Here is a 14,429-nt window from a genome sequence, read left to right as displayed (position 1 = left end):
CTGAACATGCAGTTTGTAGTCGAAAATGCCTTCCGAATAGCTATGATCGGTCCAATTAGGGAACCGAGGGGGAATATTTAATGGCTTCCAAGACAAAATCGGACGTAAAAGCCGCCACGAAGTCAAAACCGCCGAAAGCTGCAAAAGAGAAAAAAGGCCGGAACGGGCCTCTTCCAGGAACTGCTGTTTGCCCGGGCGCCTGAAGAAGACCTGGCCGTTTATGATGCCGGCGCGCTTGGCACTTCGGCCAAGCTTGCGCAGGATGCCTTGGCCCGTTTCAAATCCGGCAAGCCGTTGATCGATCTCTCCGAGAGCAATCTTGTCTATCGTGACGGCAGGCCGATCACGGTCATTACGCTGATCAACGACAACATGCCATTTTTGCTGGATTCCGTTCTCGGCGAAATTAGCGAGCGGGTGAGTTCGGTTTACCTGGTGCTGCATCCGGTCATGGACGTGGATAAAAAGAGCGGAACCGTTATCGGCGGCGCCGGTCCCGAGAAACCCGGCGAGGGCGTGGCTCGTGTCTCGGTGATGCAGATCCATGTTCCGGCACTCGATGCGCCTTCACGCGAGATCATGCTTGCCGCGCTAACCACCGTGCTCAAGCAGGTGCGCGAAGCCGTCAATGATCGCGCGGCCATGGTAGCGCGCCTGACTGACGCCATAGAGGCTTACAGGGCCGGCAAAACACCGATGAAGAAAGCTGCAGCCGAGGAAGCTGTGGAATTTCTCGAATGGCTGCGCGACAACAACTTCACCTTCCTGGGGGTTCGAGAATACGATTATCAGGGTGACGCCAGTCAGGGCGAGTTGGAGCGTTCCGGCAAGCGGGGGCTCGGCATCCTCAGCGATCCCGATGTGCGGGTTCTCAAGCGCGGTAACCAGGGCGTAACGACAACACCGCAGATCATCGCATTTCTGACCGGCCCGGAACCGCTTATCGTCACCAAGGCCAATACGAAATCGCTGGTGCACCGCCGTGGTTATATGGATTACATCGGCGTGAAGACGTTCGATCAAGAGGGCAAGGTTACAGGCGAATTGCGGTTCGTCGGCCTGTTCACCTCCGGCGCCTATACACGCTCGGTGCTCAAGATCCCGTATCTGCGATCGAAGACCGAGGCGGTGATCAGCCGGCTTGGCTTCAACCGCGAAGATCATTCGGGCAAGCAGCTGATCAAGGTACTCGAGAGCTATCCGCGCGACGATCTGTTCCAGATCGACGTCAAGGCGCTGACTCGCAACGCCGAGATCATTTTGGCGCTGGGCGAGCGCCCGCGTGTGCGCGTTCTGCCGCGCATCGATCCGTTCGGCCGCTTCGCTTCGATCATCGTCTTTGTCCCGCGCGAACGTTACGATTCCGTCGTGCGCGAAAAGGTCGGCTCGTATCTCGCCGGCGTCTATGAGGGGCATGTTTCGGCTTACTATCCGGCATTTCCAGAAGGCAATCTTGCCCGCGTCCATTTCATCATCGGTCATGCCGAGGACGAATTCCCCAAGGTCAAGCGGGAGACGCTGGAAGAAGCTGTTCGCTCGATCGTCCGGACTTGGGAAGACGCTGTGGCTGAAGTCGGCGACCGCACCGGAACCTCGGAGTTCACGCCGCTGGCCGCGGCCTTCCCCGACTCCTACCGTGAGAATTTTTCGCCGGATGAAGCGCTGGTCGATGCGAGCCGCATTGCCGGCCTGTCCCGCAACAATCCGCTGTTCGTCGATTTCTACCGGCACCGCACCGACGGGCCGAACGCAGCTTCCCTCAAGATCTATCACTACGGCTCGGCTGTTGCGCTGTCGCAGCGCGTACCGCTCCTGGAGAATATGGGTTTTCGTGTCATCAGCGAGCAGACGTTCGCACTGCCCGCTGCCGATGGCAGCCCGCTTTATGTGCATGACATGGAGCTGGTCAGCGCCTCCGGCGGATCGATCGACCTCGCCGACAACGGCGATCTGTTCGAGGATGTATTCCGCAACATCTGGAGCGGTGCATCGGACAATGACGGATACAACGCGCTCGCGCTTACCGGGCAATTGACGGCGCGGCAAATCATCATCCTGCGTGCCTATGGCCGCTACCTGCAGCAAGCGGGTATTCCCTATTCGCAGGACTTCATTGCAGCAACGCTCAACCGCTATCCGGCAATTGCCAAACAGATATTCGATCTGTTCGAACAGGGGCTCAACCCGGCCAAGGCCAATTCTGCCCAATCACAGCGCAAGCAGACCACGATCAGGGCGGCAATCGAGACAGCGCTTCAGGGTGTCCCCAGTCTCGATGACGACCGCATCCTGCGGCGCTTCCTCAATCTCATAGAGTCGACGCTGCGCACCAACGCCTTCTCGCCTGAAGAAGATGGTGCTGAGCGCGTGACACTGGCGTTCAAGCTCGACCCGCGATTGCTGGACGCCTTGCCGGAGCCGCGGCCCTACCGCGAAATCTTTGTCTATGGGCCAGAGGTCGAGGGCGTCCATTTGCGCTTCGGACCTGTTGCCCGTGGCGGCCTGCGCTGGTCCGACCGAGCTCAGGATTACCGCACCGAAGTTCTGGGCCTCGTCAAGGCGCAGCAGGTGAAGAATGCCGTCATCGTTCCTGTCGGCGCGAAAGGCGGGTTTTATCCGAAGCGCCTGCCCAGTGGCGGCGACCGCAATGCGATTTTCGAAGCCGGCCGCGCCGCCTATATCACCTTCATTTCGACTTTGCTGTCGGTAACCGACAATCTGCAGGGTGAGAAGGTAGTACCGCCGGCCGATCTCGTCCGGCTCGATGGCGACGACCCCTATTTTGTTGTCGCAGCCGACAAGGGAACGGCAACATTCTCCGATACGGCCAATGCCATCAGCCAGGCGCATGATTTCTGGCTCGACGATGCTTTTGCTTCCGGTGGTTCGGCGGGTTATGACCACAAGAAGATGGGCATCACCGCACGTGGCGCCTGGGAAGCGGTCAAGCGCCATTTCCGCGAAATCGGCACGGACATCCAGAAGACGCCATTCACTGTCGCCGGTGTCGGCGACATGTCGGGCGACGTGTTCGGTAATGGCATGCTGTTGTCGCCACAGACAAAGCTGGTCGCTGCATTCGACCACCGCGATATATTCATCGACCCGGAACCGGACGTGAAGGCGAGCCTGAAAGAACGCCAGCGGCTGTTCGACTTGCCGCGATCCAGCTGGCAGGACTATGACAAATCGAAGATTTCAGCGGGCGGCGGCGTGTTCTCGCGGTCGCAGAAGTCGATCACCTTGTCCAAGGAAGCAGCGAAGGTCATCGGCCTTGCCAAGACCACGGCAACCCCGTTCGAGATCATGACGGCGATCCTGAAAGCGCCCGTGGATCTGTTGTGGTTCGGCGGCATCGGCACCTATGTCCGCTCGACTTTGGAAAGCGACGCGGACGTTGGTGACCGCGCCAATGATTCCATCCGCATCACCGGCAGCGATGTGCGGGCAAAGGTCATCGGCGAAGGCGCCAATCTCGGTGTGACGCAAAAGGCCCGTATCGAGTTCGGTCTGCTCGGTGGACGCTGCAATTCCGACGCGATCGACAATTCGGCCGGCGTCAACACGTCCGACGTTGAAGTCAATATCAAGATCGCGCTGGCGCAAGCCATGCGTGCGGGAAAGCTGCAGCGCGCCAAGCGCGACAAGGTGCTGGAATCGATGACCGGCGAGGTCAGCGATCTTGTGCTGCGCAACAATTATCTGCAGACGCTTGCCCTGTCACTGGCGCAGCGGCGCGGCATTGCCGATCTCGCTTATCAGGCGCGCTTCATCAGCGACCTGGAAACAAAGAAGCTCCTCAACCGCAAGGTGGAAACCTTGCCCGACGACAAGGTGCTGGCGGAGCGGCAGGTTGACGGCATTCAGTTAACCCGTGCCGAGCTCGGCGTCCTTCTCGCCTATGCCAAAATCGTGCTTTCCGACCAGTTGTTGGCGAGCGATCTGCCGGATGATCCCTATCTCGAACAGGAACTCATCGACTATTTCCCCAGCCAGATGAAGGCGGGCTTCAGCGAGGAAATCCGCACGCACCGCCTGCGCCGGGAAATCATCGCGACGCAACTGGCCAATGACGTGATCAACCGTGGCGGCCCGACATTCGTCAGCCGTCTTGCGGACCTGACCGGTCAGCCCGGTCCGGAAATCGTCCGCGCCTATCTGATCGTGCGGGATGGCTTCGAACTGGACAAGGTGTTCGCCGGGATCGACGCGCTGGACAATGCGATACCGGGGGAAACCCAGAACGGCTTCTACGCCAAGGTGGCACGGATGCTGAACTGGACAACCGCCTGGGTGCTGCGCAACGGGACAAAAGCTGCCGGGCTGCAGGCGGCAATCCAGGAGATCAGGCAAGCGCGCAGTGCGCTGCAGCCGCGTCTCGACAAGCTGTTGCCGCTATCGATGACCGCGCTGATCCGTGAGGATACGGCCAGCAACGCCGCTCTTGGCGCGCCTGCGGCGCTTGCCGCGCAGCTGGCCCGTCTCGAAATCGCGCCGATCATCCCCGACATCGCCGCGGTGGCGCAGCAGGCCAATATCGACATTGCCAGCGCCGGCAAGGCCTATTTCGATATTTCCGAAGCCTTCCGTATCGGGCGTATCGAGGACGCGGCGCGGGGCGTCTCCGTTGCCGACTACTATGATGGGCTGGCGCTGGCGCGGGCCACCGATCTGATCTCGCAGGCACGGCGCGGTATTGCCGTGGCAGCGCTCAACAAATATGGCAAGCAAACCGATCCGGCAAAAGACTGGCTCTCAGGTCAGGGTGCACGCGTCGACGAAGTGAGGCAGCGCATGGCGAATATTGTGGAAACGGGCGATCTGACAGTCTCCCGGCTTGCAGTCGCCGCAGGATTGCTTTCCGATTTGTCGTAGGCGCGTTGGGCACGATTGGTAAGGGATAGGGAATGGCTGTAGCGTCGAGACGGGGCATCTGGGGTTGGATGCTCTTCGACTGGGCGGCGCAGCCATTTTTCACCGTTGTCACGACGTTCATCTTCGGGCCATATTTCGTCTCGCGCATGGCGAGCGATCCGGCCATGGGGCAGGCGGCCTGGGGCTATGGCATTGCCATCTCCGGCTTGTTCATCGCTGTCCTTTCGCCGGTGCTCGGATCGATCGCCGACCAGACAGGACGGCGAAAACCGTGGATCGGCTTCTTCGCTGTCATCAAGATACTTTCGCTGCTCATGCTGTGGTTTGCGGCCCCTGGTTCCGGCCTGATCATGCCGCTGGTTTTCTTTTCGCTGGCGTCGATCGCGGCTGAGTTCTCCATCGTTTTCAACGATTCGATGATGCCGCGGCTGGTCGCGCCGAAGGATATCGGCCGCATCTCGAACATGGCCTGGGGCCTTGGCTATCTCGGCGGCATGATCGTGCTGATCTTTGTCGTGGCGTTCATGGCGGCTTCGCCGGTGACCGGCAAGACCATGCTTGGACTGAGCCCGATCTTCGGGCTCGATCCAGCTTCCGGCGAAGGCGATCGCGCCACAGCGCCCCTGGCGGCGCTTTGGTATTTCGTCTTCATCCTGCCGATGTTCTTCTTTACTCCGGATGGTTCGAGCAGTCTGCGGGTGGGCAAAGCCGTGGGTGTGGGGTTGGCGCAACTTCGATCCACCCTTGGCGAAGTGCGGCAGCGGCCGGGCATTTTCCGGTTTCTGTTCGGGCGCATGATCTATCAGGACGGGGTGAATGCGCTGATTGCGCTGGGCGGCGCCTTTGCCGCGACGATGTTCGGCTGGGCGACGGCGGAAATCGGCATTTTTGGCATCATCCTCAACGTGGTTGCCATCGCCGGCTGCATCGCTGCCAGCAAGCTGGACACGATGCTCGGATCCAAGATCGTCGTGGCGGTTTCGCTGGTGCTCTTGACTATCGCGACAATCGGCATCGTCTCGACAGGTCCTGGCTACACGCTATTCGGCCTGTTGCAACTGCCGGGGGCAGACAGCGGCGGCCTGTTCGGGACTCCGGCGGAAAAAGCCTATATCGGCTTCGGCCTCCTGATCGGCATGGCTTTTGGCCCGGTGCAGGCTTCGTCGCGGTCCTACATGGCACGCAGTGTTACTGCTGACGAGGCAGGCCGCTATTTCGGCATCTACGCGCTGTCGGGCAGGGCAACAAGCTTCCTCGCGCCGTTTCTGGTGGCGACGGTGACAGCACTGAGCGGCTCACCGCGCCTTGGCATGGCGGTGATCATCCTGTTCCTGCTGGCCGGACTGGCGATCCTCGTGAGGACACCCTATCCGGCCGCGAGGATCAATGCCTGAAGTGGCGCATGCCGGTGAAGACCATGGCAATGCCATGTTCGTCGGCGGCCGCGACCACTTCATCATCGCGCATCGAACCGCCCGGCTGAATGACTGCCGTTGCGCCGGCTGCGACGGCTGACAGCAAGCCATCGGCAAACGGGAAGAATGCGTCCGAGGCGACAACGGAGCCCTTGGTCAACGGTGCCGAATTGCCTGCAGCTTCAGCAGCGTCCTCCGCCTTGCGCGCGGCGATGCGGGCGCTGTCGACCCGGCTCATCTGGCCGGCGCCGATACCGACGGCGGCGCCGTCCTTGACGTAGACGATCGCATTGGATTTGACGTGCTTGGCGATGCGAAAAGCGAGCTTGAGATCGGACATCTCCGCCGCTGTCGGCGCGCGTTTTGTGACGACCTTGAGGTCCAGATCATCAACCACGCCGCTGTCGCGCGACTGCACGAGAATGCCGCCAGCGACGGTCTTGGCGCTGATGCCACCGGCGCGCGGATCGGGCAGTCCTCCGGTTACGAGCAGGCGCAGGTTCTTCTTCGCCGCGACGATGGCCTGGGCTTCCGGTGTGGCGTCGGGCGCGATGATGACTTCGGTGAAGGTCTTGACGATCTCTTCGGCCGCATCTGCATCGAGCGTCTTGTTCAGCGCCACAATGCCGCCAAAGGCCGAAACCGGATCGCAGGCGAGCGCCTTGAGATAGGCGTCCTTCAGGCTCGCTCCTTCGGCAACGCCGCAGGGATTGGCATGCTTGATGATGGCGACAGCCGACGTGCGCGCCGGATCGAATTCGGCAACGAGTTCGAAGGCGGCATCCGTATCGTTGATGTTGTTGTAGGACAGCTGCTTGCCCTGCAGCTGGGTGGCGGTGGCGACGCCGGGGCGTTTTTCGCCGGTCAGATAGAAGCCCGCCGACTGATGCGGGTTTTCGCCATAGCGCATGACCGAATGCAGGTGACCGCCAATGGCACGGCGCGACGGAGTCTCGGTCATCAGGGCTTCAGCGAACCAGCCGGAAATCGCTGCATCATAGGTGGCGGTGCGGGCATAGGCTTTCGCAGCGAGGCTCTGGCGGAAGGAATACGGCAGCGCGCCCTCGTGCTTGTCGAGCATGGCGATGACCATGTCATAATCGCCGGTATCGGTGACGACGCCGACATAGGCATGGTTCTTGGCCGCAGCGCGGATCATGGCCGGGCCGCCAATGTCGATATTCTCGACGATGTTGGCGTAGTCGGCGCCGGAATGGCGAACCTCTTCGAAGGGATAGAGATTGATGACGACGAGATCGATGGCGCCGATGCCGTGCGCCTTCATGGCTTCGACATGTTCAGGGTCGTCGCGAACGGCAAGCAAACCGCCATGCACCTTGGGATGCAGGGTCTTGACGCGGCCATCCATGATCTCCGGAAATCCCGTGATGTCGGAGACGTCGCGCACTGGAATGCCTTCGGCAGCGATCGCCTTGGAAGTGCCACCGGTGGAGAGTATTTCAATACCGTGGCGGTGGAGAGCGTGGGCGAGTGCCGTCAGGCCGGTCTTGTCTGAAACGGAAAGAAGTGCCCGCCGGACTTGATGAAGGTTCGGAGCGGGAAATGATTTTGCGGCGACGGCCATGGGAGTTCGTCCTCAGCAGTATGGAAGGTTGAGCGGATTTGCCAGCCGGTTAGCACAGGCGGCCAAGGAATCCTACTTCCGATCGCAGATTCTGTCAGATCGCGACGTTTTTCCCTGGAGACGACACTCGCAAGATGCGTCCGGATCACTTGCTTGCCGCGATACGGCCAATTTCAGCAGCGTTCATTGTTCTCGATCCAACCAACAGCGGTTTGCGCAGCTGGCTTTTCTTGACCAGCACGCTGCTGTCGGGCGCGAACCGCGCATAGATAGGCAGCATCGCTCCGCCTATGGCCGATCCCAGCCGGCCGACAGATCCGACAATGATTTCCGGAACCAGCAAACCGACCGGAACGACATCGCGCAATCGCGACTGAATGCCAGCGACCAGATCCTGGAGAATGATTCTTGGCAGGATGCTGTCAATGATCACTGCCTCGATATCGACAATCGAAATTATCCCGACGATGGCTTGTGCAATCGCGTCCGCGCAATCTGCCTGCCATTGGGCAATGGGCTCCCTCGACCCCGGGGATGGCGGGTCGAGTTCCCGGACACGAAACACCTCCACGCCACTGGCGCGAAGATGATCGACCAGCACATAGACGGAGGCCCTGTGCAGAAGAATATCGAATGGTCCGGGCGGCGCTTTCACAGAAGCCAGGTTCGACCGCGAAACCGGAAATGGCCCCAGCGCTGCCGTATTGCCGTTGGGGCCCGTCTGAAGCTGCCCGTTCTGGACGAGACCGCCGCCAATCAATGTATCGATCGAAATATGCATGAAATCATCGAAGCGGGCGCCGTTGCCGCCGACGAGTTCGGCGAGTGCCGCGGCCGAGCCGTCGTTCTCGATGTAGACCGGAATGTCGTCATCATTGGCAAAGAGCGCCGGCAGGTCCACTTCTTCCCACTTGCTGCTGAGCTCAGGAGGAAAGCCGAGCTCCTCGCCCCATCCTCCGAGAAAATAGGGCGCAGCAATTCCGATTCCGACGAGACGAGACTGTAGATCCTTCCCGAGCCAATCCTTGAAAGCCTTGATGGCGTTGTTGCCGGAGCGCCTTACATGATCCGGCTCGGGAAATGCATATTCATGCGACTCCTGCGCTTGAATTGCCCCGGCAAAATCGACCAGTACCGCATCGAGAGCGCGGCGGCCAATCCTTATGCCGATCGAATAGGCTCTTTCCGGGACCAGCCGGTACATGATGGAAGGCTGGCCCCGCTGGCCAAATCTTTTACCAATCTGCTTTATGAATCCGGAGGATTCCAAGGCATCGATTATCATTGCGATTGCGGCGGGCGTCAGGTTTGCATAACGCGCGACGTCGGCTTTCGACGCTTCGGTCAACTTCCGGATCGATTCAAGTACGACGCGCTCATTATAGTGGCGTACCTGAACCGAATTGCTTCCCTTGCCGGCCATTCCATCCCCAATGCCCCGATCAGGAGCAAATTTGCTTATGCGTCCAGCATTCTTGCCTCTGAGGGTTGAACCTATCAAGAAGCCTATCAGTCTGGTTGAAACGTCAAGACCCTATCCGCGTCCGATCAAGGCGGCAAGCCTCTTTGCTCGCCCAAATTTGCAGTCCGATTGGCAAATGTCAATTTACGCCCTTGACCAATTCAGGTATTTAATTTAGCAAATTGCTTTAATAAGGCCGAATAATGCGACGTTCCGGGAAAGTCGAACGCGCCCGATTATTTGACCGCCGCAATTCGATTGGGAGATCGATATTGTTTCAGCCATCACATGGTCCGGTCGAGCATCTGCAGGAAATCGCGCCCATTGGCTTGCGCAATGCGGTCAAGAGCTTTGGCCGGACGGCCGTTCTCAAAGAGGTTTCGTTCGAGCTGCGCCAAGGCGAAGTGCTTGCGTTGCTAGGGGAAAACGGTGCGGGGAAAAGCACCTGCGTGAAGCTTCTGGCCGGTGTTCATACACCCACGCTGGGCAGTGTGGTCGTCGATGGAATGCCAGCGGATTTTCAATCGCCTGCCGATGCCAGCAAGGCGGGGGTCGCGGTTATGCATCAGCATCCGGGACTGTTCCCGGACCTGTCGATCGCCGAAAACATTTTCATCGGGCACATGCCGACGACCGGGCCGGGATTCATCGACGCTGGCCGCATGCGGGAAGAGGCGCGCCGGGTGCTGGATACGGTCGGACTGAATGTTCCGCCTGAAACGAGACTCGGTGAACTGCGCACATCCGAACAGCAGCTTGTCGAAATAGCGCGGGCGCTTTCCCTCAAGGCCCGTGTTCTCATCATGGATGAACCGACGGCGGCATTGTCCCAGAGAGAGGTAGAGCGGCTTTTCCAGGTTGTCGGCGAACTTCGCAAGCAGGGTGTTGCGATGATGTTCGTCGGCCATCGAATGGACGAGATATTCCGCATTGCAGATCGTATCGCCGTTTTGCGCGATGGCTCGCTCGTTGGCGTGGAACCCGCGGCGGCCCTGAGCCGTCCGGCAGCTATCAAGATGATGGTCGGTCGTGAACTGTCGAGCCTCTATCCCGAAAGAACAGCATCCCGGGGACCGGTCAGCCTCGCAGTGCGCAGCCTTGTGCTGCAGGCAGGCGGCCCCAGCATCGACTTGATCGTTCGAAAAGGCGAGATTGTCGGTCTTGGCGGACTGGTCGGCAGCGGGCGTACGGAGATTGCACGTGTCCTGTTTGGCGTCGATCGCCCGGTCAGTGGAGAAATCCTTATCGATGGCATTCCAAGAAAAATTCACTCGCCGCGCGAAGCGATGGACGCCGGCATTGCCTACGTGTCGGAAGATCGTATGGGGCAAAGCCTCGTCATGGATTTTTCGATCCTCGACAATGCCGCACTGACGGTCCTCGCCAAAGCTGCACCCAGGGGCTTCTACCGCCCTCAAAGCGCGATCGAACTGGTGGGCGGCGAACTGCAGCGCATGAAATTGCGGTTCAGCGGCTATGAGCAGCCGGTGAAACAATTGTCGGGTGGCAACCAGCAGAAGGTCGTGATCTCGAAATGGCTGGCAACCAAGCCACGCATATTCATCCTCGATGAGCCGACCCAGGGCATCGACGTCAATACCAAGGCCGAAATCCATGCGATGATTGCCGATCTGGCGGCTCAGGGCATGGCCATCATTCTCATTTCTTCGGAACTCCCCGAATTGCTCGGGATGTGCGACCGCATCATCGTGTTGCGCGAAGGAGAAAAGACTGCGGAGTTCACCAGAGAGGAAGCCACGCAGGAGCTGATTCTGGAGGCGGCGACGAGCGAACGCGACTCGAGCGGCCATGCTGAACACGATCGCATCGATGCGGCGCCGGCATTCACCCTCGCCAACATCCTGAAGCGCCGGGAGTTCGGATTGTTTGCGGCAATGGCTGCCGTGATCCTTCCTGTGGCGTTGATCAATCCCCGCATCTTCAGCGCGGCCAACCTGACCGCTGTCTCCATGGATGTGGCACTCTTGATGGTGGCGGCGCTTGGCCAGATGCTGGTGCTCATCACCCGCAATATCGACCTGTCGGTCGCGTCGATCATCGGACTTGCCGCCTATCTGTCGGCGAGTGCACTGTCTGCGCATCCGGCGATCGGGCCGATTGGCGGCCTCTTCATTGCCTGTTCGGTCGGTATTGCCGCGGGGCTGATCAATGGTGCTCTGGTGACGTTCGGGCGCATTCCGGCAATCGTCGTAACGCTCGGCACGCTGTCCATCTATCGCGGGCTCAACAGTCTCTGGGCTGCGGGTGACCAGGTCAGTGCGGACGAAGTGCCAATCTCCTGGCTCAACATGACTGGTACGAAGCTGGCCGGGGTACCGCTCATTGTCGTGGTCACGCTGCTGATCCTGCTGACCGCTTCTTACCTGCTCAACAATACCGGCATCGGGCGCGAACTCTTCGCGACCGGGTCCAATCCCGACGGTGCGGAACTTGTCGGCATTCCACAGCGGCGGCAGATCCTCCTGGCATTCGCGCTCGCCGGTCTGCTGGCCGGGATCTGCGGGGCTCTGTGGGCGTCTCGCTACGCGACAGTGGATGCCCGGGTCGCCACCGGATTTGAACTGACCATCATTGCCGCATCGGTGGTAGGGGGCGTTGCCATTCGCGGCGGCGCCGGGACATTGCTCGGCGTTGCACTCGGTGCCCTGACCTTGCTGGTCATCAAGAATGGCCTGACGCTGGTGCGCGTCGATCCGCTCTGGCTGCAAGGCGTCTACGGCCTGGTCATTCTGGCGGCCATCGGCATCGATGCCCTCGTTACGCGCCGAGCCCGCCGCGCCGGCAACAATTGAGGTGATGTGATGATGAATTTCTTTCGCCCGCTTGAGTTTTGGCGCCGGCTCGAGTTCTGGGACATGCTGCTGGCCGCTGCATGTCTTGTGACTATCGGTTACGGCATCCTGTTCGTGCCCAACTTCTTCACTGCCTTCAACCTCTCGCAAATTGCAGCAAGCGCTTCCGAGAAAGCACTGCTGATCCTCCCAATGACGCTGTTGATCATCGTGCGTGAAATCGACCTCTCGGTGGCCTCGATCCTGGCGCTCACGAGTGTTGTTTTCGGCTTGCTGGTGCAGGCGTCGGTGCCGCTGATCCTTGCCCTGCCGCTGACGATCGCAGCGGGTGGCCTGCTCGGTGCCTTCAACGGATATCTTACGGCATTTCTCGGCCTGCCTTCCCTGGTGGTGACTTTGGGTACGATGGCGATGTATCGCGGCATCGGCTACATCTTTCTCGGTACGGGATCGGTCAATGTCCTGCCCGATTCGGTGACGGATTTCGGCATCGACAACATTGCCGGGACCGACATACCCCTGACGATCGTGCCGTTTCTCATCCTTGCACCGCTGTTCGCCATCGTTCTTCAGAGAACCCCGACCGGCAAGCGCCTCTATGCGCTGGGTGGAAATCCCATGGCTGCGCTGTATTCGGGGATTGCGGCGAGGCGGCTGACCGCAACGCTTTTCGTGCTATCGGGCGCCGTCTGCGCCACTGCCGGCATCGTCTATACGGCAAGGCTTTCCAATGCCCGCGCCAACAATGCATTGGGCATGGAACTCGACGTCATCACGATCGTGCTGCTTGGCGGCGTCAGTGTCTTTGGCGGCAAAGGACGCCTCCCCGGCGTCTTCCTGGCACTGATCCTGCTTTCGGCAATCCGCAACTTACTGGCACTCAATCAGGTCGGGGGCGATGCGCAAGGCATGGTCATCGGGCTTATTCTCATCGCTTCCCTGCTTTTGGGAAACTACTCGAAATCCTTGTTTGAACTCATCCAAACCTACGCGTCGTTTCGCAAAACGGAAGCATGAAACCGGGACACCCGACGGGTGCAATTCCGGCAATCGTCACATGGAGGAAAGAATGAACGGATACCTGAAACTTGCACTGCTCGCACCAGCACTGGCGTTTCCGCACAAAGTCCTTGCCCAGGAGTGCGCCAAGGAGCCCGTCACCGTGGGTTTCCTGCCGAAGCTCGACACCGACCCGTACTTCCAGGTGGCGAAGCAGGGTGCGGAAGAGGCGCAGAAAGAAATCGGCGGCAAGCTGATTCAGGTAGCGCCATCGCAAGGAACGGCCGAAGCGCAGATCGAATTCATCAACAGTCTGGTGTCGCAACAGGTGGGCGTGATCGCCATTTCCGGCAATGATGCAAATGCTGTCGCTCCTGCATTGAAACGCGCGGCCAAGCAAGGGGTGCGCGTCATCTCTTATGATTCAGATGTTGCTGCCAGTGCCCGCTCCATCTTCGTCAATCAGGCGAAGGGAGACAGCCTGGCCGAGATGATGCTCCAAAGTGCTTACGACCTCACGGGGGGCGAGGGTGAATTCGCCATTCTTTCCTCGACACCGACAGCGACAAACCAGAATGCCTGGATCGAATTCATCAAGGAAAAGCTGGCGGCAGATCCGAAATTCGCCAAATTGAAGCTTGCCCAGGTCGCTTATGGCGAAGAAAGCGAACAGGTCAACCAACAGCAGGCCCTTGCCCTGGTCCAGGCTTTCCCCGACCTCAAGGCCATCATCGTCCCGGCGGGCATCGGCTTGCCCGCTGCAGCCCGCGCGCTCGAGGAAGCGGGATTGACGGGTAAGGTCAAATTGACTGGTCTCGCACCGGCCACGCTGATCTCCAAATACATCAAGGAAGGGAGTGCACAGGATATCTGGTGGAACGTTTCCGACCTCGGATACCTGACTTACCAGACCGCGCAGGCGCTGGCGCAGTGCAAGATCAGCGGAAAGTCAGGCGAGACATTCAAGGCAGGCCGCCTCGGCGAATACACGATCGGCGCGGCGGGAGAACTCATTCTCGGACCGGCGAAAATCGTAACGCCAGCCAATCTCGCCGAGTTCAAGTTCTGAAGGTTACCGCCTCAGTTCACAGGGACGAGACCATGACTGATCCCATTTTGGAAATGCGAAATGTCTCGAAAACCTTTGTCGGGGTGAAAGCCCTGACAAACGTGCTGCTCATGCTTTATCCGGGTGAAGTGCACGCCCTGATGGGCGAGAACGGCGCGGGAAAATCCACGCTTATGAAGGTTCAAAGTATTGCGCACCAGGGAGAATTATC

Annotated in this window: 6 protein-coding genes and 2 pseudogenes; 6 read left to right on the top strand and 2 right to left on the bottom strand. The window is 59.7% G+C overall.

All coding sequences use genetic code 11. From position 1 onward, the window contains the following. The first annotated feature begins 80 nt into the window (after nucleotides 1–80). Nucleotides 81–4,875: pseudogene (locus N8E89_RS05910) on the top strand (NAD-glutamate dehydrogenase). A 32-nt stretch (nucleotides 4,876–4,907) separates the two neighbouring features. Next, nucleotides 4,908–6,269, top strand: coding sequence for an MFS transporter (locus tag N8E89_RS05905; RefSeq protein ID WP_262261414.1), 1,362 nt, complete (start codon nucleotides 4,908–4,910; stop codon nucleotides 6,267–6,269). Here the strand turns inward: N8E89_RS05905 and purH are convergent. Together purH and N8E89_RS05895 are read right to left on the bottom strand one after the other, a co-directional pair. Further along, on the bottom strand, nucleotides 6,259–7,875 hold the full coding sequence (gene purH, locus N8E89_RS05900) for a bifunctional phosphoribosylaminoimidazolecarboxamide formyltransferase/IMP cyclohydrolase (protein ID WP_262261413.1): 1,617 nt from the start codon (nucleotides 7,873–7,875) through the stop codon (nucleotides 6,259–6,261). The two genes, N8E89_RS05905 and purH, sit on opposite strands and share 11 nt — an antisense overlap. Nucleotides 7,876–8,020: 145 nt before the next feature. Continuing rightward, nucleotides 8,021–9,298 (bottom strand): ROK family transcriptional regulator, encoded by a 1,278-nt coding sequence (locus N8E89_RS05895; RefSeq protein WP_113172272.1) that lies wholly within the window; start codon nucleotides 9,296–9,298, stop codon nucleotides 8,021–8,023. A gap of 311 nt (nucleotides 9,299–9,609) precedes the next feature. Here N8E89_RS05895 and N8E89_RS05890 point away from each other — a divergent pair, with 311 nt between their 5' ends. From N8E89_RS05890 to N8E89_RS05875, 4 genes and pseudogenes are all read left to right on the top strand, one after another. Continuing rightward, nucleotides 9,610–12,150 carry an ATP-binding cassette domain-containing protein gene (locus N8E89_RS05890; protein WP_262261411.1) on the top strand — a complete coding sequence of 847 codons (2,541 nt, stop codon included), beginning with the start codon at nucleotides 9,610–9,612 and terminating at the stop codon, nucleotides 12,148–12,150. Between the two features lie 9 nt (nucleotides 12,151–12,159). Beyond that, a complete protein-coding gene (locus N8E89_RS05885; protein WP_262261410.1) occupies nucleotides 12,160–13,167 on the top strand; it encodes an ABC transporter permease in 1,008 nt (335 codons plus the stop codon). Between the two features lie 52 nt (nucleotides 13,168–13,219). Continuing rightward, nucleotides 13,220–14,218 (top strand): rhamnose ABC transporter substrate-binding protein, encoded by a 999-nt coding sequence (locus N8E89_RS05880; protein WP_262261409.1) that lies wholly within the window; start codon nucleotides 13,220–13,222, stop codon nucleotides 14,216–14,218. 32 nt (nucleotides 14,219–14,250) lie between these two features. Then, nucleotides 14,251–14,418, top strand: a pseudogene (locus N8E89_RS05875) (ATP-binding cassette domain-containing protein); the annotation flags it as partial. Nucleotides 14,419–14,429: the final 11 nt, after the last annotated feature.

The organism is Phyllobacterium sp. A18/5-2, assembly GCF_025452215.1.
Lineage (GTDB): Bacteria > Pseudomonadota > Alphaproteobacteria > Rhizobiales > Rhizobiaceae > Phyllobacterium > Phyllobacterium sophorae.
Note: the sequence above shows the minus strand (reverse complement) of the source record. Positions and strands in the feature narration are given on the sequence as shown.